The 23,888-nt window shown below is 73.0% G+C and carries 21 protein-coding genes; 11 read left to right on the forward strand and 10 right to left on the reverse strand.

What is annotated here, in order from left to right:
• Nucleotides 1–158: 158 nt before the first annotated feature.
• Both SERN_RS10365 and SERN_RS10370 read left to right on the forward strand, forming a co-directional pair.
• On the forward strand, nt 159–1,082 hold the full coding sequence (locus tag SERN_RS10365; protein ID WP_135850058.1) for an ABC transporter ATP-binding protein: 924 nt from the start codon (nt 159–161) through the stop codon (nt 1,080–1,082).
• Nucleotides 1,079–1,894 carry an ABC transporter permease gene (locus tag SERN_RS10370; protein WP_135850059.1) on the forward strand — a complete coding sequence of 272 codons (816 nt, stop codon included), beginning with the start codon at nt 1,079–1,081 and terminating at the stop codon, nt 1,892–1,894. The genes SERN_RS10365 and SERN_RS10370 overlap by 4 nt, the downstream gene beginning before the upstream one ends.
• 21 nt (nt 1,895–1,915) lie before the next feature.
• Here the strand turns inward: SERN_RS10370 and SERN_RS10375 are convergent, their stop codons facing one another.
• Nucleotides 1,916–2,482: a TetR/AcrR family transcriptional regulator gene (locus tag SERN_RS10375; protein WP_135850060.1), complete on the reverse strand. Its 567-nt coding sequence runs from the start codon at nt 2,480–2,482 to the stop codon at nt 1,916–1,918.
• A gap of 77 nt (nt 2,483–2,559) precedes the next feature.
• On the opposite strand from SERN_RS10375, the gene SERN_RS10380 reads away from it, so the two are divergent.
• Entirely contained in the window at nt 2,560–4,107 is a 1,548-nt protein-coding gene (locus tag SERN_RS10380) for an MFS transporter (RefSeq protein ID WP_135850061.1), read from the forward strand.
• Between the two features lie 4 nt (nt 4,108–4,111).
• Here SERN_RS10380 and SERN_RS10385 read toward each other — a convergent pair whose 3' ends face one another.
• The gene (locus tag SERN_RS10385; protein ID WP_135850062.1) at nt 4,112–4,660 is read right to left on the reverse strand and encodes a YbaK/EbsC family protein; all 549 of its coding nucleotides are present in this window, start codon (nt 4,658–4,660) and stop codon (nt 4,112–4,114) included.
• Nucleotides 4,661–4,677: 17 nt separating this feature from the next.
• The gene (locus SERN_RS10390) at nt 4,678–5,205 is read right to left on the reverse strand and encodes a YbhB/YbcL family Raf kinase inhibitor-like protein (RefSeq protein ID WP_135850063.1); all 528 of its coding nucleotides are present in this window, start codon (nt 5,203–5,205) and stop codon (nt 4,678–4,680) included.
• A 216-nt stretch (nt 5,206–5,421) separates the two neighbouring features.
• Between SERN_RS10390 and SERN_RS15345 the strand changes: the two genes are divergently transcribed.
• Complete coding sequence (locus SERN_RS15345; RefSeq protein ID WP_158292633.1) at nt 5,422–5,598, forward strand: hypothetical protein; 177 nt, start codon at nt 5,422–5,424, stop codon at nt 5,596–5,598.
• Between the two features lie 58 nt (nt 5,599–5,656).
• On the opposite strand, the gene SERN_RS10395 is transcribed toward SERN_RS15345, so the two are convergent.
• Nucleotides 5,657–6,655, reverse strand: coding sequence for an aldo/keto reductase (locus SERN_RS10395; protein WP_135850064.1), 999 nt, complete (start codon nt 6,653–6,655; stop codon nt 5,657–5,659).
• Between the two features lie 248 nt (nt 6,656–6,903).
• On the opposite strand from SERN_RS10395, the gene SERN_RS10400 reads away from it, so the two are divergent.
• The 4 genes from SERN_RS10400 to SERN_RS10415 all read left to right on the forward strand — a co-directional run bounded on the left by SERN_RS10400 (nt 6,904) and on the right by SERN_RS10415 (nt 12,536).
• Nucleotides 6,904–7,107, forward strand: coding sequence for a cold-shock protein (locus SERN_RS10400; RefSeq protein ID WP_135850065.1), 204 nt, complete (start codon nt 6,904–6,906; stop codon nt 7,105–7,107).
• Between the two features lie 165 nt (nt 7,108–7,272).
• The gene (locus SERN_RS10405; protein WP_233251613.1) at nt 7,273–8,358 is read left to right on the forward strand and encodes a fatty acid desaturase family protein; all 1,086 of its coding nucleotides are present in this window, start codon (nt 7,273–7,275) and stop codon (nt 8,356–8,358) included.
• A gap of 44 nt (nt 8,359–8,402) precedes the next feature.
• Nucleotides 8,403–9,140 carry a zinc ribbon domain-containing protein gene (locus SERN_RS10410; RefSeq protein WP_135850066.1) on the forward strand — a complete coding sequence of 246 codons (738 nt, stop codon included), beginning with the start codon at nt 8,403–8,405 and terminating at the stop codon, nt 9,138–9,140.
• Nucleotides 9,141–9,320: 180 nt separating this feature from the next.
• Complete coding sequence (locus SERN_RS10415) at nt 9,321–12,536, forward strand: M14 family zinc carboxypeptidase (protein ID WP_135850067.1); 3,216 nt, start codon at nt 9,321–9,323, stop codon at nt 12,534–12,536.
• A gap of 79 nt (nt 12,537–12,615) precedes the next feature.
• On the opposite strand, the gene SERN_RS10420 is transcribed toward SERN_RS10415, so the two are convergent.
• The 3 genes from SERN_RS10420 to SERN_RS10430 all read right to left on the reverse strand — a co-directional run bounded on the left by SERN_RS10420 (nt 12,616) and on the right by SERN_RS10430 (nt 14,244).
• Nucleotides 12,616–13,341, reverse strand: a complete 726-nt coding sequence (locus SERN_RS10420; protein WP_135850068.1) for a PIG-L deacetylase family protein — start codon at nt 13,339–13,341, stop codon at nt 12,616–12,618.
• A gap of 51 nt (nt 13,342–13,392) precedes the next feature.
• Nucleotides 13,393–13,878, reverse strand: coding sequence for a DUF3817 domain-containing protein (locus SERN_RS10425; protein WP_135850069.1), 486 nt, complete (start codon nt 13,876–13,878; stop codon nt 13,393–13,395).
• Nucleotides 13,879–13,944: 66 nt separating this feature from the next.
• Complete coding sequence (locus tag SERN_RS10430) at nt 13,945–14,244, reverse strand: hypothetical protein (protein ID WP_135850070.1); 300 nt, start codon at nt 14,242–14,244, stop codon at nt 13,945–13,947.
• 242 nt (nt 14,245–14,486) lie between these two features.
• Here SERN_RS10430 and SERN_RS10435 point away from each other — a divergent pair, with 242 nt between their 5' ends.
• Genes SERN_RS10435 through dnaE form a run of 3 tightly spaced genes read left to right on the forward strand, consistent with a single transcriptional unit; the run spans nt 14,487 to nt 20,708 of the window.
• Entirely contained in the window at nt 14,487–15,392 is a 906-nt protein-coding gene (locus SERN_RS10435) for a hypothetical protein (protein ID WP_135850071.1), read from the forward strand.
• Nucleotides 15,392–17,089 carry a DNA polymerase Y family protein gene (locus SERN_RS15985; RefSeq protein ID WP_135850072.1) on the forward strand — a complete coding sequence of 566 codons (1,698 nt, stop codon included), beginning with the start codon at nt 15,392–15,394 and terminating at the stop codon, nt 17,087–17,089. The genes SERN_RS10435 and SERN_RS15985 overlap by 1 nt, the downstream gene beginning before the upstream one ends.
• The gene (gene dnaE / locus SERN_RS10445; protein WP_135850073.1) at nt 17,082–20,708 is read left to right on the forward strand and encodes a DNA polymerase III subunit alpha; all 3,627 of its coding nucleotides are present in this window, start codon (nt 17,082–17,084) and stop codon (nt 20,706–20,708) included. Before SERN_RS15985 ends, dnaE begins: the two co-directional genes overlap by 8 nt.
• On the opposite strand, the gene SERN_RS10450 is transcribed toward dnaE, so the two are convergent.
• From SERN_RS10450 to SERN_RS10460, 3 genes are all read right to left on the reverse strand, one after another.
• The gene (locus tag SERN_RS10450; protein ID WP_135850074.1) at nt 20,683–22,047 is read right to left on the reverse strand and encodes an AI-2E family transporter; all 1,365 of its coding nucleotides are present in this window, start codon (nt 22,045–22,047) and stop codon (nt 20,683–20,685) included. The two genes, dnaE and SERN_RS10450, sit on opposite strands and share 26 nt — an antisense overlap.
• A gap of 61 nt (nt 22,048–22,108) precedes the next feature.
• Complete coding sequence (locus SERN_RS10455) at nt 22,109–22,615, reverse strand: tRNA (cytidine(34)-2'-O)-methyltransferase (RefSeq protein WP_135850075.1); 507 nt, start codon at nt 22,613–22,615, stop codon at nt 22,109–22,111.
• A 61-nt stretch (nt 22,616–22,676) separates the two neighbouring features.
• Nucleotides 22,677–23,867 carry an AAA family ATPase gene (locus SERN_RS10460; RefSeq protein ID WP_135850076.1) on the reverse strand — a complete coding sequence of 397 codons (1,191 nt, stop codon included), beginning with the start codon at nt 23,865–23,867 and terminating at the stop codon, nt 22,677–22,679.
• Between the last annotated feature and the right edge of the window lie 21 nt (nt 23,868–23,888).

Genomic DNA, 23,888 nt, shown 5'->3' on the forward strand with positions numbered 1-23,888 from the left:
TGCCGCCGCTTCAGGTGACGTGAAGCGGCGGAACGCGCGCACCACCGGTCGGCCGCGGGGCGTTCGGCTGCGCCGGACCTCCGCCTCGCGGGGGAGTCGCGGGGCGGCGCCGCGGCCTAGCGTGGACGGGACACGACCCCGAGCGATGCGAGGCCGCCATGACCGCCACGGACCACCCCACCGTCCCCGGCGCACCCATCGAGGTGCGCGGGCTCACCAAGACCTTCGGAGGCGTCACCGCCGTCCAGGACCTCTCCTTCGACGTCCGACCCGGTCGCGTGACCGGCTTCCTCGGCCCCAACGGGTCCGGCAAGACCACCACGCTGCGCGTGCTGCTCGGTCTCGTCGCCCCGACGGCGGGGACGGCCACCATCGGCGGACGCGCCTACCGCGACCTGACCGACCCGCTCCGGACCGTCGGTGCCGCGCTCGAGGCCGCGAGCTTCCACCCCGGCCGCACCGCCCGCAACCACCTGCGCATCCAGGCGATGGCCGACGGGATCGACCTCGCGCGCGTGCAGCAGGTGCTCGACGCGGTCGGGATGAGCGAGTACGCCGACCGTCGCGTGGGCGGCTACTCCATGGGGATGCGCCAGCGGCTCGGTCTCGCCGGCGCGCTGCTCGGCGACCCCGGCGTCCTCGTGCTGGACGAGCCCATCAACGGTCTCGACCCCGAGGGCATCCGCTGGATCCGCTCGTTCCTGCGCTCGCTCGCCGCCCAGGGACGCACCGTCATCGTCAGCTCCCACATGCTGGGGGAGGTGCAGCAGAGCGTCGACGACGTCGTCATCATCGCGAACGGCGTGCTGGTCCGCTCCGGCACGATCGCCGACCTCGAGGCGGAGAACCCGCCCGTCGTGCTCGTGGACGCTCCCGATCGCGACGCCCTCGCCCGTGCGCTGCAGGAGGCCGGCCTGCCGTTCACGTTCGGCTCCGACGGCTTCCGCGTCGCGACGCACGACGCCGCGCTCGTCGGTCACGCGGCGTTCGTCGCCGGCGTCGAGCTGCGCACGCTGCACCGTCTCTCGACCGGTCTCGAGGACACCTTCATCGCCCTGACCACGCGGGGGGCGGCCGCATGACCGCGTTCACGCAGGCGCTGCGCGCCGAGGTCGCCAAGGTGACCACGACCCGCATGTGGTGGGTCATCGCGATCGTCATGGTCGGCTACGTGGTGCTGATGGCCGGTGGCCTCGGCGCCGCGCTGGGGTTCGCCGCCGGCCAGGACGGCGGCGGGCTGCCGCCCGGCGTCGACCTCTCCTCGACGATCTACAGCTTCGCGACGGGGATCGGCTACGTCTTCCCGGTCATCGTCGGTGCGCTCGCCGTGACGGGGGAGTTCCGGCACCAGACCGTGACGCCCACGTTCCTCGCCGTGCCGCGGCGCGGGCTCGCCCTCGGCGCCAAGTTCGTCGTCCAGTGCGGTCTCGGCGCGCTCTACGGCGTGCTGGCTTTCGCGGCCTCGATCGGCGCCGGTGCGCTCGCGCTCGGCCTGGCCGGGCTCGAGACCGGTCTCGGCACCTCCGCCGTCTGGATGCTCGTCGCGCGCGGCGTCGTCGCGATGGCGCTCTGGAGCGCGATCGGCGTCGGCCTCGGTGCCCTGGTGCGCAACCAGGTCGCGGCCATCGTCATCGTGCTCGCGTTCACGCAGTTCCTCGAACCGATCCTGCGGCTCGTCGCGCTGCTGACGCCGGTCACGCAGGCGATCGGGCAGTTCCTGCCAGGGGCCGCGAGCGACGGCCTCGTCGGCGCCAGCTTCCTCGCCGTCGGCGGGATGGGCGGTGGCGGGATCGCGATCCTGGACTGGTGGCAGGGCGGGCTGGTGCTGCTGGCCTACGCCGTCCTGACCACGGTGGGCGGCTACCTCACCACGTGGCGCAAGGACGTCACGTGACCGGGCGCACCACCCGGTCCCTCACGGCAGCAGCGGCCCCGGCTCGCGCGACAGCGCGAGCAGCGTGAGACGCAGCTCGTCGTAGGCGGCGGGGTCGGTCCTGCTCCACAGGAGCGATCCCGTCGCACCGTCGGCGGCCTTCGTCACGACGTCGGCCCGCATCGGGTCGAGCCCGTCCTGCGCGAGGCGGGCCTGCCACTGCTCGTCGTCGAGCCGCACGAACTCCTCCACGCCGGGGCTGCTGCCGACCATGCCCATGAGCGTGACCTTCTCCCGGGCGCGGTCGCCGTCGGCGAGGTCGGCGAAGACGGCGTTGACGTAGGCGCGCGTGAGACGGCCGGGCTGGTCGTCGGCGTCGTCGAGCGCGTCCTCGACAGCGGCGTCGAAGTCCGCGAGCAGCTGCCTCATGACCGCCACGAGCAGCTCCTCGCGCGTGGGGAAGTGGTGCAGCAGACCGCCCTTGGACACGCCCGCCCCACGGGCGATGAGGTCGAGGCTGACGTTCACACCGTGCTGGCTGATGGCCGATCCGGCGGCCTCGAGCAGTCGAGCCCGCGTGCGGGCGGCATCACGCCGTGGTCCTGGCATGGTCTGCCTCCTCGAGTGGTCCGGCTCACCACCCTAAGGGGTGGGAAACTAACCGTCCAGACGGTACGTTAGCCGTCATGAGCACGACAGCCCTGCCCTCGACCTCCGCCACGGCCACCTCGACCGACGCCGCGCCCCGCGCGACCCGGCGCGACTGGTGGGGCCTGGCCGTCCTCATGCTCCCCGTGCTCATCGTCTCGATCGACAACACGGTGCTGAGCTTCGCGCTGCCGTACATCGCGCTCGACCTGCAGCCGTCCGCGGCCACGCAGCTGTGGATCGTCGACATCTACCCGCTCGTGCTGGCGGCCCTGCTCGTGAGCATGGGCAACCTCGGCGACCGGATCGGGCGCCGCCGCCTGCTCCTCATCGGCGCCGTCGGGTTCGCGGCCGTCTCGGTGATGGCCGCGTACTCGACGTCGGCGGAGATGCTCCTGACGGCCCGCGCCCTGCTCGGCCTGTTCGGCGCCGCGCTGATGCCGTGCACGCTGTCGCTCCTGCGCGGCATGTTCGCCGACCGGTCGCAGCGGCGCCTCGCCATCGCCGTCTGGGCGACCGGGTTCGCGGCCGGCGGCGCGATCGGCCCCGTCGTCGGCGGCTTCCTGCTCGAGCACGCCTTCTGGGGCTCGATCTTCCTGCTCGCGATCCCGTTCCTCGTGCCGCTCCTCGTGCTCGCCCCGATCCTGGTGCGCGAGTCGCGCGACCCGGCCCCCGGTCGGTTCGACGTCGTCGCGGTCGTGCTCTCGATGGCCACGTTCGCGCCCATCGTCTTCGCCATCAAGCACGTGGCCACGGTCGGGTTCGACCTGGTCGCCGTGGTCTCGTTCGTCGTCGGCCTGGCCGCCGGCACGCTCTTCGTGCGCCGCCTGCTGCGTCAGAGCAACCCGCTGCTGGACGTGCGGCTGTTCGCCGTCCCGGCCTTCACGGGCTCGGTGCTGGTGAACCTCCTCAGCGTGTTCTCGTTCGTCGGCCTGCTGTACTTCCTCAGCCAGCACCTGCAGCTCGTCGTCGGCCTCAGCCCGATGAACGCCGGCCTGGTGCTGGTGCCCGGCACGCTGGCGATGATCGCCGGCTCGCTGCTGGTGGTGCGCGTGGTCACGCGGGTCCGGCCCGGAGTCCTGATGGCGTGCGGGCTCTCGATGGCGGGGATCGCCTACGTGGTGTTCGCCGTCACCGGCGGCCACGCGAGCATCCCCGTGATCGCCGCCGCGTTCGCGATCCTCAGCATCGGGATCGGCTCGGCCGAGACGCTGTCGAACGACATCATCGTCGCCGCGGTCCCGCCCGCGAAGGCCGGAGCCGCCTCGGCGGTCTCGGAGACCGCGTACGAGCTGGGTGCGGTGCTCGGCACGAGCGTGCTCGGCGGTGTCCTGGCCGCGGGCTACGCCGCGAACCTCGTCGTCCCGGCCGGCGTCCCGGCGGCGGACGCCGCCCAGGCGGGCCAGACGCTCGCCGGGGCGCTCACGGTTGCGGAGAGGCTGCCGGCCGAGCTCGGGACGGCGCTGGCGGACTCGGCCCGCGCGGCGTTCGACTCCGGCGTCGTGGCGACCTCGGTGGTCGGTGTCGTGCTCGCGGCCGGTGCCGCCGTGCTCGCGCTCGCCACGGTCCGCGGCCGCCAGGGCTGAGCCCTCAGACCGCGAGCCCCCGGACGACCTCGACGCGCGGCCACGCCGCCAGCAGGTCGCCCGGCAGCAGCAGCTTCGAGCTGCGCAGCCCGCTCCCGACGAGCGCGTCACCCCGGGTGGTGCGCTCGTCGAGCAGGATGCGGAAGTGCTCCGGGAGCCCCAGCGGGGTGATGCCGCCGAACTCCATGCCGGACTCGTCCACGGCACGCTCCATCGGCAGGAACGACGCCTTGCGGACGTCGAGCAGCCGCTTGATCGTCGCGTTGACGTCGGCGCGGGTCGTCGCGCGGACGACCGCGGCGGCCGTGCGCTCCTCGCCCCCACGGCGACCTCCCACGAGGACGCAGTTCGCGCTCACCTCCGGGTCGAGCCCGTAGGCCTCGGTCAGGGCCTGGGTGTCGGCGAGCTCGGGGTCGATCGTGGCGACGAGCACCTCGGCCGCGACCCGCGGCTCCGTCCACGACCACGCCACCAGCGCCTCGCGCACGGGCGCGGCGACGGCGTCGGGCCGCTCCAGCGCGGGGGCCCAGGTCAGGGTGGGTGCTGAGGTCATCACCCCACCCTGCCCGATCAGCGCTGGTACGTCGCGGTGAGGGTCGCGCGTGCCAGGGTGCGGAACAGGCCCGTGAACGCGACCGCCGTCGGGCTGGCGTCCGGATCGAGGTCGAGCGTGTCGACGTCGAGCGCGTGCACCGCGAAGACGTAGCGGTGCGGGCGGTCGCCGACGGGGGGAGCGGCCCCGGTGTAGGCGTGCCCACCGCCGTCGTTGCGGACGTGGAAGGCGGCACCGGGAAGCATGAGGTCGCTGGCGCCGGAGTCGGCCTCGAGCTCGGTCGTGTCGGAGGAGAGGTCCACCACGGTCCAGTGCCAGAACCCGGCGGGGGTCGGCGCGTCAGGGTCGAAGCAGCTGACCACGAAGCCCTGCGTCTCGGGCGGGAAGCCCGACCACTGCAGGTGCGGGGAGCGGTCACCGCCGTGGGCGACGAAGTCCTCGCCCAGGGGTGCTCCCTCGATCAGGTCCTTGCTCGTCAGGGAGAACGAGGGGACGGGCGGGAGCTGGTCGTAGGGCGCCGGTGCCACCGGCCGCGAGAGGTCCACGTCGTCAGGCTAACCCGGTCGTGCGCGCTCGGCCCGGAGGTGAGCGACGTCGCACGGAAAAGACGGGCCTACCGACCGCGCGGTCGGTAGACTCGTAGCACCGTCCCGACCAGCGTCGACCTCGTCCGCGAGCCGGGTGGTACCCATCGATCACGCCCATCGGCGTGAGTCTCGCGCGCCGTGACCCGGCGCCACGCACACGGAAGGAGGGAGACCATGACGACCACCGACCCGCGATCCGGGAGGGGCTCCAGGTCTGCCGTCCGCCGCCTGCTCCGGTCCTTCGGCGCCCCCGGCGCCGAGGCGTACCGCGAGAGCATGCAGCGGCGCGAGCGCCACGCCGTCGGCCTGCTCAGCGGCTACGTCGCGCAGCACGGCCGCGACGAGCGCTGACCCCCGCCCACCGAGACGCCCCCACCGCCTGCGCGGTGGGGGCGTCGTCGTCCTGCGGCTACCAGCGCTCGTGGATCGCGGCGCGCAGGTGGGTGTCGTAGGTGGCGCGGACCGCGGCGTCGAACGCCTCGACGTCGAAGCCGGAGCCGTCCTCGAGGAGCGCTGCGGCGTCGGCGTTCGAGCGCGCCTGCGCCGGCGTGCGCGCCCCGGGGATGACCGTGCTGAGCCCCGGCCGGGCGATGATCCAGGCGAGCGCGGCCTGGGGGAGCGCGACGCCGTCGGGAAGCGCGTCCGTCAGCTCCGCCACCGCGGCGAGGCCGACGGCGAAGTCCACGCCCGAGAACGTCTCGCCCTGGTCGAAGGCCTCGCCCCCACGGTTGTAGGTGCGGTGGTCGTTCTCGGCGAACGTGGTGGTGGCGTCGTAGCGACCGCTCAGCAGCCCCGAGGCCAGCGGGACGCGGGCCAGGATGCCGACGCCGGCGGAGGCGGCGGCCGGGAGCACCTCGTCCAGCGGCTTGAGCCGGAACGCGTTGAGGATGATCTGGACGCTGGCGACGCCCGGACGGGCGATGGCCGAGAGCGCCTGCTCGCACGTCTCGACCGACACGCCGTAGGAGGCGATCGCGCCGTCGGCGACGAGGGCGTCGAGCGCGTCGTAGGTGGCGTCGGCGTCGATGACCTCGCTGGGCGGGCAGTGGAGCTGGACGAGGTCGAGCGTGTCGACGCCGAGGTTGGCGCGCGACCGGTCGGTCCAGGCCCGGAAGTTCTCGGGGGAGTAGTGGACGGCCTCCTGCGGCAGGCGACGTCCCATCTTCGTGGCCACCGTGACGCCGTGGCCGGGGTGGGCAGCGAGGAAGCGCCCGATGATCGACTCGGAGCGGCCGTCGCCGTAGACGTCCGCGGTGTCGAGGAGCGTCACGCCGCCGTTGACCGCCGTCTCCAGGACGGCGAGCGCATCGGCCTCGCTGACGTCCCCCCAGTCCGCGCCGAGCTGCCAGGTGCCGAGTCCGACGACGGACGTCTCGCGACCGGTCCTGCCGAGAGGGCGCTGCTGCATGTGATGCTCCTTCGTCGATGCGGGGGCGTCGCTGCCGAGCCGGGATCAGCCTGTGGCGGAAGGCTCGGTGCACGGGTTACCAGGATTCCACCACGACCTGTAGTGTGGTTCGTGGTTGCAGTGAATCGCACGTCTGAGCGCCCCCAACCCTCGTGGTGAGGGGCGCTGTCTTCACCTGAAGGATAGGCGCCGGGCACCGTGGCTAGGGCTCGACTGTCGGGCCCGGCACCTAAGCAAAGGAATACCCCATGACTGACGGAACCGTGAAGTGGTTCAACGCCGAAAAGGGCTTCGGCTTCATCACTCCTGACGACGGCGGCAGCGACGTCTTCGCCCACTTCTCCGCGATCGAGGCCGACGGCTACCGTTCGCTCGAGGAGAACCAGCGTGTCTCCTTCGAGGTCACGCAGGGCCCCAAGGGCCCGCAGGCGTCGAACATCCGCGGAATCTGAGCACACCGCTCTCTGAGCATCCGCTCCTGACGGGCACCGCCCGTCCCGAGCACCACGGCCGCGGGGGCTGAGCATCACTGATGCTCGGCCCCCGCGGTCGTTCGCGTCTCCGGGCGCGGCCCTCCCCGCACCACACGTCCTCACCCCCGTCCGATCGGATCCCGCGTGACCACTGTCTCGACCTCGGCACCCGTCCCCGGGGGCGCCCGCCCCCGCGACCGACAGATCAGCCAGTACGCCGCGCTGACGAAGATGGTGCAGGAGGCGGGCCTCATGCGCCGCCGCTACGGGCACTACTGGGCGCGCCTGGTCGGCTCCGTGCTCGTGGTCGCGGGTCTCGTCGTGGCCGTCGTGCTGATCGGGGACTCCTGGTGGCAGCTCGCGGTGGCGGCCGTCATCGGCGTCGTCATGACGCAGATCGCCTTCCTCGGCCACGACGCCGCGCACAAGCAGATCTTCGCGTCGGGCAAGTGGAACGACTGGGTCAGCCTCGTGCTGGCCAACCTGTTCGTCGGCCTCAGCTACGGCTGGTGGCAGGGCAAGCACACGCGCCACCACGCCAACCCGAACAAGCGCGGCTCCGATCCCGACATCGACCTGCCGGTGGTCACGTTCACCCCGGAGCAGGCCGACGAGCGCCGCGGGGTGCTGTCGGACTGGTTCCTGCGGCACCAGGGCTGGTTCTTCTTCCCGCTGCTGCTGATCGAGGGCGTCGACCTGCACGTCACCAGCACGCGGCGCGTGCTCGGCCGCGAGGCGGTCAAGCGCCGCGCCGTCGAGATCACGTTCCTGGCGATCCGCATCCTCGGCTTCCTCTCCCTCGCCTTCCTGGTCATGTCACCCGGCAAGGCCGTCGCGTTCATCGCGATCGAGCTCGCCGTCTTCGGCTTCTACATGGGGGCGTCATTCGCGCCGAACCACAAGGGCATGCCGATCGTCCCGCCCGACATGAAGATCGACTTCCTGCGCCGCCAGACCCTGATGAGCCGCAACATCACGGGCGGCCGCGTGATCGACGTCGCGATGGGCGGCCTCAACTTCCAGGTCGAGCACCACCTGTTCCCGAGCATGCCGAGCCCCAGCCTGCGCAAGGTCGCGCCGATGGTGCGCGAGTTCTGCGCCACGCACGGCGTCAACTACACCGAGATGTCCCTGTGGCGGTCCTACGGCGTCGTCGTGCGGCACCTGAACGAGGTCGGGCTCGGCGTGCGCGACACGTTCACCTGCCCGCTGGTGGCGCAGTACCGCTGATGACCCGGTACCGCTGATGATTCAGTACCGCTAACTTCGACGCCATGCTCATCTTCGGCACCTACGTCATCCACCGCACGTTCGGCGAGGGGCACGTCATGTGCCCGCAGTGCATGGGTGTCACCGCCTACCGCGTGCGGCGGGGACGGTGGTTCTTCCACATCCTCTTCATCCCCCTGATCCCGATGAGGCGGACACCGGCGCACGTGGAGTGCCTGACCTGCCGCTCGAAGTTCGCTCTCGGTGTGCTCGGACCGGACGCGGCGCGCTTCCGCGACGACGCCCAGCCGCCCCCGCTCGAGCAGGTGCTGCAGCCGACGTCGGGTGCGCAGGGGGGCCCGCAGCAGCCCCACCGGCTCCCCGCCCCGCCGCTCGCACCGTCCCCGCCGACCGCGCAGCGCAACGACGCGCTCGCGCTGGCGCGCGGCCTCACCACGCAGGTGCTGCGCCGCGCCGAACCCGCCACGGACGAGGGTGTGGCCGCCGCCGTCGACCTCATCCGCTCGCGCGGGGTCGACGACGTGCGGCCCGAGTACGTGCGGCACGACCTCGGCAACCTCGACGTCGCCTACCTCCCCGACCTCGTCCGCTCGGGTGTCGCCTCCGGCACGATCACGCCGTCGGCGGCGCGCGACCTGGTGGCCGAGGCCACGCGGCTGGCGCGCCGCAACGGCTCGCTGACCGCAGCCCAGTGGGACTGGATCGTGGCGTTCGGGCTGGATGCGGGTGTCGGCCCGACGGCGAGTGCAGAGATCCGTGACGCGGTGCTGGCACGCGGCTGACTCGACCGCGACCGGCGTAACGCCGGGGTAACGGAAGGGCAACGACGCGGTGATCGGCGGGTCGGACACTGGACCGGGCGCCGTCGGCGCCCGTCTCACCGACCAGGGGCCACGGCAGCGTGGGTCGGTACCTCTGCGGCGGCCACGTGGGCTGCTGCAGCACCACGTGAAAGGGAACGGATGAATCGACGCATCCTCGGGGCGGGTCTGACCCTCGCCTCGATCACCGCGCTGGCGCTGGCGCCGGCCGCGGTCGCCACCGCTCAGCCCACCGATCGACCGGCGACGTCGCCGGTGGCCACCGACGCCGTCGCGATCGACGCCGTCGCGATCGACGACACGACCACGGCGCGCCGCGACGACGACGGGCTGGCCTACCCCCGGCAGACGCCGTTCGAGGCGGAACCGTTCAACCCGGCCGACGCCTCGGTCGCTCGCGGCGCCATCGCCTTCCACGAGATCGCCCCGCGCGTGAACGGCTGGCTGAGCAGCCCCTACGTCTCGGCGGAGGTCGTCGGGTCCTCCACCCAGGGCCGGCCGTTCTACATGGTGACGATCACGGCGCCGGAGAGCGCCGAGCAGAGCGCGCAGCAGGACGCGTGGCGTGATGCGATCAAGCACGACTCGGCTGCCGCGCTGGACGATCAGGCGCTCAAGGACGGGTACAAGAAGCCCGTCTGGTTCAACAACAACATCCACGGCAACGAGTGGGACGGCACCGATGCGTCCATCTCCTACATCGAGGAGCTGCTCGGCGACATCGCCGCCGGCGACCCCGAGGCACTCGAGCTCGTCGAGGGCTCGCGCCTGTACTTCACCCTGAGCAACAACCCCGACGGACGCGTCAACGGCACGCGCGCCACGGCGCTCGGCCTGGACCCCAACCGCGACTTCATCACCAACACGACGCCGGAGACGAGCATCGTGCGCGACCTCACGGCCGACATCCAGCCCCTGTTCTTCATCGATCTTCACGGGTACACGACCGAGCTCCAGGTCGAGCCGACCGGACCGCCCCAGGGCGAGAACTACGAGCACGACCTGCTGATGCCGCACGCCTACGCGGCCGCGCTGCAGATCGAGCAGGACTACCTCGGCCAGGGACTCGGCAACGAGGGCTACCCGACGGCCGCCCCGGCGACCCGTGTCAAGATCCCCTACCGCGACACGCCGTCGGGCTGGGACGGGTTCCCACCCGTCTTCACCGCGCAGTACGTGCAGTTCCAGGGTGCGATCTCCTACACGGTCGAGTTCGGCCCGGGCCGAACTGCCGACCTGGAGGAGAGCAAGCGCCGCCTCGCACACAACGTGAGGGTGGGACGCCAGGTCCTCGACTCGACGCTGGACTACATCCAGGCGAACGAGGCCGAGCTGGTCGACAACCAGATCGAGATCTTCCGTCGCGGCGCGGCCGGCGAGCCGCTGCGCGAGATCCCCGCCAACCCCGACCCCGCGAACTACCCGGGACCGGACCAATGGGCCCCGCTGTGGGACGAGGCGGACGTCACGGGCACCGAGTTCCCGCGCGCCTACGTCATCCCCGCGGGAGAGCGGCAGTCCTCGCGCACCGACGCCGCGCGGCTGGTGGAGCAGCTCCTCGCGCACGGTGTCGAGGTGCAGCGCACGTTGGCCGAGACCACGGTGGACGGGATCGCCTACCCCGCGGGCAGCTACCTGGTGGACATGCACCAGCCGCTGCGCGGTCTGGCGAACGTGCTGCTCGCCGACGGCAGCGACATCAGCGACAAGGTGCCGACGATGTACGACATCTCGGCCTGGTCGCTGGGCCGCCTGTGGGGCGCCACGGTCGACCGCGTCGGTTCGACGGCGGACGCCCCGCTCAGCGTGGCGACCACGCCCGTCGAGAGCGCGGAGATCTCCTCCACCGTCGCCGAGTCTCCGTACCTGAGTCTCAGCCTCGAGGGCCTCGCCGAGGTCCAGGCGCTCAACGCCATGCTGAACGTCGGGCTGGCGGTCTCCTCGATCGGTGACGGCAGCTACGTCGTCGGCCCGACCGACCGCGAGGCGGCCGCCGCCATCGCGTCCGAGTACGGCGTCGACCTCACGGTCGGCGACGGCCGCGTGCCCGAGTCCGCCACGGGTGTCTCGGCGCTCCGCGTCGGCTACACGGGCAGCAACGGCAGCGGCGACACGTTCCTGGCGCTGTCGCAGATGGGCTTCGTCGACCCGGTGTTCGTGAGCAACACGTTCGTGGACTACGACGGCATCGACGTCCTGTACCTCGGGTCGAACCTCGCGTTCAACGCCACCGAGCCCCAGGTCGCCGCGCGCGCCGCGCTGGAGGGCTACCTCGCCCGCGGCGGAGGCATCGTGGGCGCGTCCGGACCGGTCACCACGGTGGGTTCCACCTTCGGTGTCCTCAACGCCACGCGCGTCACCGGCCGCAGCGACGCCAACGGCATCGTCGAGGTCGACACCACGCCGGGCGGGCTGCTGTCCGGCACGTCCGAGCCCGCGGCGTTCTTCTCCGCGCCGAGCTACTTCACCGGTCTGGGCGAGAATGTCACGGTGGAGCAGACGTGGGGCACCTACCTCGCCGGCCACTGGCGCGCGGTCACGAACGCCGCCACCCCGGTGCCCGTGCCCGGACCCGTCGAGTTCGCAGGCCAGCCCTCGGTGATCTCCGCCGTCGGCCCCACCGGTTCCCGCGCCGTCGCGTTCGCGACCAGCCCGCTGTACCGGACTCACCCGACGGGCGCCTACCCGGACGTGGCCACGGCGCTGCTGTGGGCCGGACCGGCGAGCGACGGGGTCGCCCCGCCCGCGGCGGTGACGTTCGCGGACGTCACGCCGAGCACGCAGTTCTTCACGGAGATCTCGTGGCTGGCGCAGAACGGGATCTCCACGGGCTGGGTGCTGCCGGACGGTACGCGTGAGTTCCGCCCGGTGACCCCGGTCGCTCGCGATGCGATGGCGGCGTTCCTGTACCGCCTGGCGGGTTCGCCCGCGTTCGAAGAGCCCGAGACCTCGCCGTTCACCGACGTCTCCACGGACAACCAGTTCTTCAAGGAGATCGCGTGGCTGGCGCAGACCGAGATCTCCACGGGCTGGGTGCAGGCCGACGGCACGGCGCAGTTCCGCCCGTTGGAGCCGATCGCGCGTGATGCGATGGCGGCGTTCCTGTACCGGTTCGCCGACCGCGAGGGCAAGGTGGACGACACCCCGGCGCCGGCCACCTCACCGTTCGCCGACGTCGCGACCTCCAACCAGTTCTACGCGGAGATCGCGTGGCTGGCGGAGAACGGGATTGCGACCGGGTGGGAGGGTTCCGGCAACGACGGAAGCACGATCTTCCGACCGCTCTCGCCGGTCAACCGCGACGCCATGGCGGCCTTCATGTACCGCCTGCACCACCTGGACCAGAACGTCCGATAGGCACGTGATCGACGTCTGACCTCTCGACGACGGCGGTGGTCCCGGATGGGGCCACCGCCGTCGTCGTCGTCGGATGTGACTACATCTGGTGGACGCGGAACAGCACGCCGTTGTCCACCCCGAGCGGCTCGCCCTGCGCCGCCGTCATCTCCGTGACGAACGGCCGCGCCGCGGGGTGCTCGGGGAGCGCCTCGAGGTAGACGCGGTGGGCTGCGAGCGACGCGATGCCGCGCTCGAGCGGCTCACCCGTGACGTCGACCCCGTGCGTCGGCCGCGAGTGACCACCGACCAGGAGCGTGCGGGCGGCCCAGGCCTCCAGGCCCGCCTCGCGCAGCTCGGGGAACATCCAGGGGTTGTCGGCGTCGCGCACCGCGTCGACGACGGAGGTCCCGCACACGCGGTGGTCGGCGTGGTTGAGACCCCACGGCGCCTCCGTCTCCCACGAGCCCGTGACGACGACGTCGGGGCGCACGTCGCGAATGACGCGCGCAATCTCGCGGCGGACCTCCAGCGTGGGTTCGAGCGCGCCGTCGGGGAAGTCGAGGAAGCGCACGTCGGTGACCCCGACCGACGCCGACCCCTCGATCTGCTCGCGCTCGCGCAGCACGGCGGTCTCGGCCGGCTCCACGGTGCGGATGCCCGCCTCACCGCGCGTGAGCAGGAGGTAGACCACCTCGACCCCGGCCGCCGTCCACGCGGCGACGGCACACGACGTCCCGTACTCGGCGTCGTCGGGATGGGCGACGACCACCAGCACGCGGTGGTACTCGGAGGAGTCCAGCAGGGGCAGCGAGGGTGCGTCCATGGCGACAGGCTACCCAGCGGCGCCACCGTGCCGACGTCGTCGGGCGACGGCTCAGAGGAGCGCGAGCGCCTCGTCGCGCGGGCCACCGGGCGGGCCGACGACGAGCAGGACCACGTACAGCGCGACGACGGCGACCGCCAGCGTCCCGCCGAGCTGCACCGGGTGCCGCAGCGCCCAGCGCAGCGCCCGGTCGTGCCACTGCCTGTCGCGCGGGTGGTCGCTCTCCGTGAGTCGCCAGGCGCCGACCAGCTTCCCGCGCCGGTCGAGGAACCGTTCCGTGGGCAGCGTGGCGAACGGGATGACGGCGCTGCCGACCGCGAGCACGCTCGTGCCGAGGTTCCAGCGCTGGTTCAGCGCGACGACGAGCGCCGTCGTGGCGTAGCAGAGGAACACGAGGCCGTGGATCGCGCCGCCGATCGACACGGCGACGGCCAGATCGGCCGTGGCCCGGAGGACCATCCCACCGATCAGCAGGGCCCACGAGATCATCTCGGCGAGGGCGAACGTGCGGAACAGGCGACGGGGCGTGCGGAACACCGAGGTCCTCTCATGGGTGAGGTTCCACTGTACGTGGCGGTGTGATCGGTCCCGAGCGGCCCTCGGTCACCCGAGGTCGGGGCGTTCATCCCCATCCTGTCGTGACCCCACCTCGCGAAGGACGAGGCCGGCTCCGATCAGCCCGGCCGCGACCGGGACCGGGACGGCGGCGTACTGGAACAGGGTCGTGACGACGATGACGTGCACCACGGTCGACGGCCGAAGGACGATCTGGGACAGCAGCGCCAGCGCTGCCGAGGTCGCCACGAGGGCGAGACCGGCTCGGAGGTAGCGGCGCCCCCTGGCTGCTCGGTCGGGGTGATCGGGCGCGGTTCCGGCGGACGGCAGGTGGTCGTGGTTCGACATGGGTCTCTCTCGGTCGTCGATCGTGAGGCCCTCACCACACGATCACGGGGGTGGTCACACCGCAAGACGGATCGGATGGGAGGGGACGTCGGCGCGTCGCCGTCCGGCGTGTCCGCCGACGGGCCGCGGGAGGCCGCGGCTGTCGCCTCGGCGCAGTGATCCCGCACGTTGACATCCCGATGTCGTACCCCTGTACTAGACATCTTCTATCGAACACGTGTTCGTTTCGGGAGGTGAACGGGATGAGGTCGGCGGTGCTGGAGAACGATCGCGCACAGCGTCTGGAGCGGGTGCGCGCTGCCCTGGAGCGGGCGGAGACGGCTTCCGGGCTGCGCCCGGTCGAGTGGGATCGCCGTGGTGACGGCGAGGCTCGACGGTCGGGGCGCGCGTCGTCGGTGGCGGCGTCGTCCGTCGCGGTCCTGCCGGAGCAGGAGGACGCCCCGCAGGAGGTGGGGGAGCGGTCGCTGCGGCTGTCACCCGCCGACGCCAGCTGGCTGCCGGTCCCCGCGGGCCTCGCGGCGCTCCTCCCGCACGGTGCCGTCAGGCGCGGCACGTCGCTCGTGGTGGAGCGGTCGACCAGCCTCCTGCTGCACCTGACGGCCGCGCTGATGGCCGACGGCGCATGGTGCGCCCTCGTCTCCCACCCCGACCTCGGGCTGGCCGCGGCCCTGGACGCCGGGGTCGACCCGTCCCGCTGCGTCATGGTGCCCGACCCCGGACCGGACGCCGGTGCGGTGCTAGGGGCGGTCGCCGACGGTTTCGACGTGGTGGTCGTGGGGGCGTGCACGGCGCTCAGCGACCGCGACCGTCGGGCTCTGTCCCAGCGCGTCCGGCACCGCGGCGCCGTCCTGCTCAGCACCCTGCCCTGGTCGGGCAGCGAAGTCACTCTCACGGTCACCGGACGCACCGGTGAGGGTCTGGGCACCCACGGGCGGCTCGTGTCCGAGGACCTCACGGTCACCAGCAGCGGGCGCGGGCTGGGCGCAGGCCGGACCCGCCGGGTACGACTCGGGCGGGGCGACGGCGACGCGCGCCTCTCGCTGCTCCCGGCACCCGAGCTCACGCCTGCACGCGTCGTGTCCGCCATGACTGCCGTGACCGCCGTACCCACGCTGCTGCCCGCCCCGGTCGAGCGGAGGGCCGGCTGATGGCCTCCCTCCCGATCGCAGCCACGCCCCCGTCCCGCCCCGTGGAGCGGACCCCCCGCCTCGGGGTGCTCTGGGTGCCGGACTGGCCCGTGGTCGCCGCGGCGGCCGAGGAGCAGCTCCCCGCCGACCTCCCCGTGGCGGTGCACGACGCGCGCGGGGTGGTGGCGGCCTCCGCACCGGCTCGCGCGCTCGGGGTGCGGCGCGGGATGCGCCGTCGCTCCGCCCAGGAGGTCTGCCCCGAGCTCCTCCTGGTCCCGGCCGACACCGGTCGGGACGTGCGCGCCTTCGAACCGCTCGTCCAGGCGTGCGAGCACCTCGTCGCGGATCTGGAGGTGGTCCGCCCCGGGATGGTGCTGTTCGCGGCCGGGGGTCCCGCGCGCTACAGCGGGGGTGAGGAGGCGCTCGCCGAGGCGCTGGTCGGCGTGGTGGCCGACGAGACGGGGGCGGAGTGCCAGATCGGGGTTGCCGAGGGGTACCTGACCGCGGTCCTGGCCGCCCGCGAGGGTGTCGTGGTGGACAGGGGTGGTGCGCGGGAGTTCCTCGCGGGCCGTGACGTGCGCACGCTGCTCCACGCCGCCACCACCCGGGAGGCGAGCGCGGCGTGGACCGACCTGGTCGAGCTGCTGCGCCGGCTCGGGCTGCACACGCTCGGGGACGTGGCCGCGCTGCGCGCCAGCGACATGGCCGCACGGTTCGGTGAGCTGGGATCGCAGGCGCACCGGCTCGCCTCGGGGTTCGACGCCCGGCGTCCCGTCATCCACCGTCCCGACCCCGACATCACCACCAGCGCGACCCTCGACCCGCCGGCCGAGCGGATCGACACGGCGGCCTTCACCGCGCGTCGGCTCGCGGAGGAGATGCAGAACCGCCTCATGCGCCGAGGTGCGGTCTGCGCCAGGCTTCAGGTCTCGGCCAGGGCCACCACCGGCCGCGAGCTGGTCCGCACCTGGCGGATCGACGGCGCGCTGACGGCGAGCGAGCTCACCGACCGCGTGCGCTGGCAGCTCGAGGGCTGGCTCGGCGGTCGCAGCGGCCAGACCCCCAGCGCCCCGCTGGCCCGGATCGAGCTCGTGGCCAGGGAGGTCAGCCCGGCCGGCGCCGCGCAGGACGGGCTGTGGGGGCGGCGGGCGCGCGGCGAGGTGCAGGCCGGCCGCGCGGCGCTGCGCGTCCAGGGACTCATCGGGCCCGAGCGGGTGCTCGTCCCGGTGCCCGAGGGTGGCAGGTCGCCGCGGGACCGGGTCCGCACCGTCGTGTGGGGCGACGAGAGCACGGGGCTGCGCAGCACCGACGCACCGTGGCCGGGGCAGATCCCGCCGCCCTATCCGAGCCTCGTCCCGCTCGAGCCCCGTCCGGCCGCGGTGCTCGACCGCGCGGGGGAGCCGGTCGTCGTCGACGGTCGCGGACACCTGTCGGGCGAGCCCGCCGTGCTCCACGTTCCGTCGGGGCCGCCCTCCGGACCGTCCGGCACGGCCGCCTCGTCACCCGGGCGCTCCGGTGGCAGGAAACCGGCCACCCTCGGGTGGTTGCGCACCGGGGCCTACCCGATCACCGCGTTCGCCGGCCCCTGGCCCGTCACCGAACGCTGGTGGGGTCAGCGGCGCCGGGGTGCCTGGGCGCAGGTGGGGACGGACCCCGGGGGTGTGGTGCTGCTGTGCTTCCGCGAGGGGACGTGGTGGGTGGAGGGCGTGCATGACTAGCGCGACCGCGCCCCTGCGGACCACGACCACCGCGCGCCGGGGGCACGTGCCGTACGCCGAGCTCCACACCCACTCCGCGTTCAGCTTCCTCGACGGCGCCAACCAGCCGGAGGAGCTCGTCGCCGAGGCGGTCCGGCTCGGGCTCGAGGGCCTGGCGATCACGGACCACGACGGGCTGCACGGCGTCGTCCGGTTCTCCCAGGCCGCCCGCGCGGTCGGGCTGCCGACCGTCATCGGTGCGGAGCTCGGCCTGAACGCGACGACGGCGACCACCGGCGTCCCCGACCCGCAGTCCACCCACCTGCTCGTGCTCGCCCGCGATCCCGAGGGCTACGCCCGGCTCTCCCGCGCCATCGCCACCGCGCACCTCGTGACGGGCAGGAAGGGGCAGCGCGACTACGGCCGCGCCGTCGGACTCGACCCGCTGGAGGTTCTCGCCGAGCAGTCCGGCGGACCCGGTGCGAGCCACTGGCTCGTGCTGACCGGCTGCCGCAAGGGACCGCTGCGGCGCGTGCTGGATCCCGACGGATCCGGGCGGCGGTGGGACGTCCCCGCTGCCCGCCGCGAGCTCGACCGTCTCGTGGCGCTCTTCGGGCGGGACAACGTCGCCGTCGAGCTCACCGACCACGCCCGCCCGACCGACGGCGAGCGCAACGCCGTGCTCGTGGACCTCGCCCACGGCGCGGGCGTCACCGCCGTGGTGACGGGCGGCGTCCACGCCGCCCGTCCGCGGGACGCGCCGCTGGCCGACGTTCTCGCCGCCGTTCGCGCACGCTCCAGCCTGGAGGACATCGACGGCTGGCTCCCGCCCCACCCCGCCCATCTGCGCAGCGGGGCGGAGATGCTCGCGCGCCACGCCGCCCACCCGCAGGCCGTCGCCGCCGCGGCCCGGCTGTCGGCCGAGTGCGCGTTCGACCTCACGCTCGTCGCACCCAACCTCCCGCCGTACCCCGTCCCGGAGGGGCACACGGAGGCCACCTGGTTGCGCGAGCTGACCCTGCGCGGGGCCCGCGAGAAGTACGGCACGAGGGAGGCGCCGCGCCATCCGGACGCCTGGGCGACCATCGACAAGGAGCTCGACCTCATCACGCGGCTCGACTTCCCGGGCTACTTCCTCATCGTCGGGGAGATCGTCGACTTCTGCCGACGCGAGGGGATCCTGTGCCAGGGCCGGGGGAGCGCGGCCAACTCCGCGGTCTGCTACTCGCTCGGGATCACCGCCGTCGACGCCGTCCAGCACAAGCTGCTGTTCGAGCGGTTCCTCTCCGACGGTCGAACAGGGCCGCCGGACATCGATCTCGACATCGAGTCGGGCCGTCGGGAGGAGGCCATCCAGTTCGTCTACGACCGCTACGGCCGCGAGTTCGCGGCGCAGGTCGCCAACGTCATCTCCTACCGGGCGCGCTCGGCCGTGCGCGACTCCGCCCGCGCGTTCGGCTACGACGTCGGGCAGCAGGACGCCTGGTCCAAGGGGATCGAGCGCTGGGGGAACCTGCGCGGCCGGGGGCCCGCGCAGCCGTGGTGGCACGGTGACCCCGCGGTGACCGGGCGGCCGGTGCCCGAGGCGGCTGCCGTGCCTGCCCCGCGGGAGAAGGGCGTCGACTCCCACGACCCCCTGCCCCCGATCAACGGTCCCGCCACGGCGCAGGACCTCGCCGAGATCCCCGACCACGTCCTGGACATGGCCGATCAGATGCTGCGGCTGCCCCGTCACCTCGGGATCCACTCCGGAGGCATGGTGATGTGCGACCGTCCGGTGATCGAGGTCTGCCCGGTGGAGTGGGCCACGATGCCGGGGCGGACGGTGCTGCAGTGGGACAAGGACGACTGCGCCGACGCCGGCCTGGTGAAGTTCGACCTGCTCGGCCTCGGCATGCTCACCGCGCTGCGGCTCGCGTTCGAGCACGTCGCCGAGGTCGAGGGCACCCAGCTGGCGCTGCACTCGCTGCCGCAGGAGGACCCCGCCGTCTTCGAGCTGCTCCAGAAGGCCGACACCGTGGGGGTGTTCCAGGTCGAGTCCCGGGCACAGATCGCCACCCTGCCGCGGCTCAAACCCGTCACCTTCTACGACATCGTCATCGAGGTCGCACTCATCCGTCCCGGACCCATCCAGGGCAACTCGGTCCACCCGTTCATCCGGCGCAAGAACGGTCGCGAACCCGTCGTCTACCTGCACGAGAAGCTGCGTCCCGCGCTCGAGAAGACCCTCGGGGTGCCGCTGTTCCAGGAGCAGCTGATGCAGATCGCGATCGACGTCGCCGCCTTCACCGCGGCCGAGGCCGACCAGCTGCGTCGCGCGATGGGGTCCAAGCGGTCGCAGGCCAGGATGGAGGCGCTGCGGGGGCGGCTGCTCGAGGGGATGGAGAGGAACGGCATCGGCCCGGACGTGGCCCTGCAGATCTACGACAAGCTGCGCGCGTTCGCCGACTTCGGCTTCCCCGAGTCGCACGCGTTCTCCTTCGCCTACCTCGTCTACGCCTCCACCTGGCTCAAGGCCCACCACCCCGAGGCGTTCTACGCGGGCCTGCTCGGCGCCCAGCCGATGGGGTTCTACTCACCCAGCTCGCTCGTGGCGGACGCGCGTCGCCACGGGATGCTCGTGCGCCGCGCCTGCGTGGCCACCTCCCGCGTGCACGCCCACGTCGAGCGCACGGACGGCGTCGTCCCCACCACACCGTCCCCGGATTCGGAACCGGCCGACGGTTCGAGCCCCGTCGACGGCCCGCCGTCGGGCGTGCGCGGCCTGCGGCCCCGCCCGACCTTCGCCCGCGAGACCTGGCTGGAGGACCGCACCCGCCTGGAGGGCACCGATCCCGGCACGGCCACCTGGGACACGGAGGACGACGACGCCACCGCGTCCGCGGAGGCTCCGGCACGTCGCGCGTACGCGATGCGCCTCGGGCTCGCCCCCGTCCGCGGGATCGGGGAGCGCACGGCGGAGCGGATCGTCGCCGCCCGGACCGAGCGGGCCTTCACCGACGCCGCCGACCTCGCGCGCCGCGCGCGTCTGACACCGGCCCAGGTCGAGGCACTGGCCACGGCAGGCGCGCTGCAGGTCTTCGGCGGCAGCCGCCGCCAGGCGCTGTGGGCGGCCGGGGCGCTGGCGGGGGAGGCCGGCAAGGCCCACACCACGTCGGGCGGGACCTGGGTGCAGGAGGTGCTCGTCGGCACGACCGTCGGCACGCAGGCACCGGCCCTGCCGGAGATGGGCGCCGTCGAGATCGCGGTGGCCGACGTCTGGGCCAGCGGCGTCTCGCCCGAGCACCACCCCACCCACTTCGTCCGGCCCCGGCTGCGGTCGCAGGGGGTGCGCCCGGTGAGCTCGCTCGTGGCCGTCGAGGACGGCGTCCGGGTGGAGGTGGGCGGCGTCGTCACGCACCGGCAGCGCCCGGGCACCGCTCAGGGCGTGACGTTCCTGGCGCTCGAGGACGAGACGGGCATGCTCAACGTCGTCTGCTCGGCGGGGCTGTGGGCGCGACACCGACGCACCGCCGTCCGCAGCCGCGCCCTCGTGGTGCGCGGCACGGTCGAGCGGACCGACGGCGTCGTGAACCTGCTCGCGGACGGGATGCGACCGCTCAGCCTGGCCGTCGCTACGAGCTCGCGCGACTTCCAGTAGCCCGGCCCGCGGACGACGTGTCCGCGGCCCGCTCGTCGTCCGCGTGCTCGTCGTCGGAGGCCCCGTCCTCGTCCGACCGCTCCTTCAGCACCAGGTCCTTCGTCACGATCTCCTTGACCGAGGCGAGCTCGCCGGTCAGCGGATCGTCCTTGCGTCGCAGCCGGTTGTAGACCGTCCACGTCACGGCGATCAGCGGGATGGCGATGATCGCTCCGAGCAGGCCCCCGAGGAACGTGCCCGCCGTCACGCCGAGGGCCACGACCACCGGGTGGAGCGAGACCTGCCTGCCCATGATGAGCGGCTGCAACAGGTGCCCCTCGACCTGGCCGATGAGCGCGATGCCGAGGGTCACGATGATCGCCTGCACCGGCCCGTTGGCCGCCAGCGCCACCACGGCCGCCACGATCATCGCGGCCGGAGCACCGATGAGCGGGATGAACGCACCGATGAGCACGAGGACCGCGAGCGGCGCCGCGAGCGGCACCCCCACGATCGTCAGCAGCACGTAGGCCAGCACCCCGTCGATGACGGCGATGATGACCGTGCCGCGCGCGTAGCCGGCGAAGGTGTACCAGCCGGCCCCGGCGGCCTCGTGCATCTTCAGGCGCGAGCGAGCGGGCAGCTGGTTGAGGAACCAGACCCACATCGGCCGCCCGACGGCGAGGAAGAACACGGTCGTGAACACGCCGAGCGCGAGGATCGTGAAGACCTCGAACACGCTGCCCGCGTTGTCGAAGACCGTCCCGGCGATGTCGCCGCTGTGCTGCAGCAGCCACTGCTGACCGTCCGCGATCCAGCCGTTGATGTCGTCGTTCGTGATCGTGAACGGCAGCGGCCCGTTCTCGAGGAAGTCGAGGATCTGGCTGATGCCGCTGTTGAAGTCCCGCGCCAGGGTCGGCGCCTGGAGCGTCACCGAGTAGACGACGTAGGTGAGCATGCCGACGAAGGTGGCCGCGGACAGGAGCATCGCGACCGCCGTCGCCAGCCCCCGTGGCATGACCTTCGCCAGGACCGACACGAAGGGCTCGAGCACCGAGGTGACCACGAGCGCGAGGAAGACCGCGATGAAGACGACCTGGACCTGGAGCAGCGCGAACACGACGATCGCGATCGCCGCGACGATCACCAGCATCCGCCACGAGTAGCCGCCGGCGCGGCGCAGCCACGACGGCGTGCCGTCACCCGTGCTGCGCACGGTCGAGGAGGAGTCGAGCGTCAGCGATCCGGCCCCCGAGCTGCCGGTCGAGGCAGCGGAGCCGCGCGGCCCGGCGTCGCGGCCCCGCGGTGCGGTCGAGCGGTGGGGCACCCGTGTGGTGGGACGGTGCGGCTGCTTGCTCATGACGAGCGCCCTTTCCTTGCCGTGCTGCTGAAATTCGGACCTCGGCGATGCTTCGCGGTGATCACACGCCGCCGTCGTACCCCTGCTGCCGCCACAGGTCGTACAGCGCCACGGTCGCGGCGTTGGCGAGGTTGAGCGAGCGCAGCCCGGGGCGCATGGGGATCCGGACGCGCGAGGTGATGCGCGGATCCTCCAGCACGTGCGGCGGCAGCCCGGTCGGCTCCGGGCCGAAGAGCAGCACGTCGCCGACCTCGAAGGTGACCTCGGGGAGCGTGACGTCGGTCGCGGCGGTGAAGGCGAACACCCGCGTCGTCCCGGCGGCGGTCAGCGCGGCGTCGAGGTCGGGCTGCACGGTGACGTGGGCCAGGTCGTGGTAGTCCAGACCCGCACGCCGCAGCTTCGCCTCGGACATGTCGAACCCGAGCGGCTCGACCAGGTGCAGGTGCGCCCCCGTCAGCGCCGCCAGGCGGATCGCGGCCCCGGAGTTGCCGGGGATGCACGGCTCGAAGAACACCAGGTGGGCGAGCGGCGAGTCGCGCGGGGTCGGCGCGGCGTGGGGCGTGGACATCCTGGCGATCGTACGCGTCGGGCGGTCGGTGACCCAGGGTCGCAGCGCCGTGACCGCCGACCTAGCGCTGCGGCCACCGCCACGGGGGCCGCTCGAGCGTCCCGAGCCCGGCCACGACCGTCTCGCCGTCCTCCTTCTCCAGGTGCACGTGCTCCGCCCCCGCGTCGGTCAGCGCCGAGGCGAGCGCGTCGGAGTGCGTCACCAGCACGATCTGGCTGTCCCGGGAGGCGTCCACCACGAGTCGCGCGAGCGGCGGGAGGAGCCGCGGGTGCAGGCTCGTCTCCGGCTCGTTCAGGACGAGCAGCCCCGGCGGACGCGGCGAGAGCAGCGCCGCGGCCATCAGCAGGAACCGCAGCGTGCCGTCGGACATCTCGTTCGCGCGGACCGGCCGCAGCAGTCCGGGCTGGTGCAGCACCACCTCCAGGCCGTCGGTGCCCTGCGAACCCCCGGGTCCGCTCAGCTGCACGTCGTGCACGCCGAGGCGCGAGCCCTCGAGCGCGTCCTCGACGGCGTCGGCGAGCAGGGCGCGGTGACCGATCTCGTCGATCGTCGCGAGCGTGGCGGCGAGGCTCGCGCCGTCGGGGGACAGCACGGGGGAGCGCGTGGCCAGGTGCGTCGCGCGCGCCGGGGCCCCGGCGTCCGTGCGCAGCTGGTCGTAGAAGCGCCAACCGTCGAGCATGGCGCGCACCGCCATCACCTCGGGCGAGAGCCGAGGATCGGCAAGCTCGGTCAGGACGGAGCGCATCGGTCCGACCCCGCCGGGCAGCCGGTCCCAACCGGCGTCGGTGCGCTGCCGCACGAACGCGCCGGTGCGCTCCACGAGCACGCTGGCGGGCCGGGCGACCGGTCCGGCAAAGACGATCTCGGCCTTGATCGAGGGGTCGTGCGGGAACCGTCCCGCCTCGGACGGTGTCGGCAGCCCCAGGTCGACGGCGTACCCGAACTCCTCGGAGGCGACGCCGAGCAGGAGCCGCACCGGTCCGCGCCGCACCGTGCCCTGGACGCGCCCGGCACCGCGGCTCACCGCACCCCCGGGACTCTCCGGTCCCGCCCACCGCAGCGCGTCGATGCCGCCCGAGCGCGCGACGTCGGCGATCAGCTCACCCCGCGACGCCGACGCCAGGAGGCGCAGCGCGCGGTAGAGGCTCGACTTGCCGGCACCGTTCGGCCCGGTCACCACCGTCGTGCGCCCGAGCGGGACCGTGAGGTCGCGCAGCGACCGGTAGCCGCCGACGGCGAGGGTGGTGATCACGTCAGCGTCCTTCTGGCGGGT

The organism is Serinibacter arcticus (assembly GCF_004786095.1).
GTDB lineage: Bacteria > Actinomycetota > Actinomycetes > Actinomycetales > Beutenbergiaceae > Litorihabitans > Litorihabitans arcticus.

Coding starts and splice junctions, on each gene's coding strand:
- SERN_RS10400 (WP_135850065.1), top strand. CDS start 6,904: ATGACTGACGGAACCGTGAAGTGGTTCAACGCCGAAAAGGGCTTCGGC.
- dnaE (WP_135850073.1), top strand. CDS start 17,082: ATGACTAGCGCGACCGCGCCCCTGCGGACCACGACCACCGCGCGCCGG.
- SERN_RS10420 (WP_135850068.1), bottom strand. CDS start 13,341: ATGGACGCACCCTCGCTGCCCCTGCTGGACTCCTCCGAGTACCACCGC.
- SERN_RS15345 (WP_158292633.1), top strand. CDS start 5,422: ATGACGACCACCGACCCGCGATCCGGGAGGGGCTCCAGGTCTGCCGTC.
- SERN_RS15985 (WP_135850072.1), top strand. CDS start 15,392: ATGGCCTCCCTCCCGATCGCAGCCACGCCCCCGTCCCGCCCCGTGGAG.
- SERN_RS10435 (WP_135850071.1), top strand. CDS start 14,487: ATGAGGTCGGCGGTGCTGGAGAACGATCGCGCACAGCGTCTGGAGCGG.
- SERN_RS10395 (WP_135850064.1), bottom strand. CDS start 6,655: ATGCAGCAGCGCCCTCTCGGCAGGACCGGTCGCGAGACGTCCGTCGTC.
- SERN_RS10415 (WP_135850067.1), top strand. CDS start 9,321: ATGAATCGACGCATCCTCGGGGCGGGTCTGACCCTCGCCTCGATCACC.
- SERN_RS10450 (WP_135850074.1), bottom strand. CDS start 22,047: ATGAGCAAGCAGCCGCACCGTCCCACCACACGGGTGCCCCACCGCTCG.
- SERN_RS10385 (WP_135850062.1), bottom strand. CDS start 4,660: ATGACCTCAGCACCCACCCTGACCTGGGCCCCCGCGCTGGAGCGGCCC.
- SERN_RS10370 (WP_135850059.1), top strand. CDS start 1,079: ATGACCGCGTTCACGCAGGCGCTGCGCGCCGAGGTCGCCAAGGTGACC.
- SERN_RS10455 (WP_135850075.1), bottom strand. CDS start 22,615: ATGTCCACGCCCCACGCCGCGCCGACCCCGCGCGACTCGCCGCTCGCC.
- SERN_RS10410 (WP_135850066.1), top strand. CDS start 8,403: ATGCTCATCTTCGGCACCTACGTCATCCACCGCACGTTCGGCGAGGGG.
- SERN_RS10380 (WP_135850061.1), top strand. CDS start 2,560: ATGAGCACGACAGCCCTGCCCTCGACCTCCGCCACGGCCACCTCGACC.
- SERN_RS10375 (WP_135850060.1), bottom strand. CDS start 2,482: ATGCCAGGACCACGGCGTGATGCCGCCCGCACGCGGGCTCGACTGCTC.
- SERN_RS10430 (WP_135850070.1), bottom strand. CDS start 14,244: ATGTCGAACCACGACCACCTGCCGTCCGCCGGAACCGCGCCCGATCAC.
- SERN_RS10365 (WP_135850058.1), top strand. CDS start 159: ATGACCGCCACGGACCACCCCACCGTCCCCGGCGCACCCATCGAGGTG.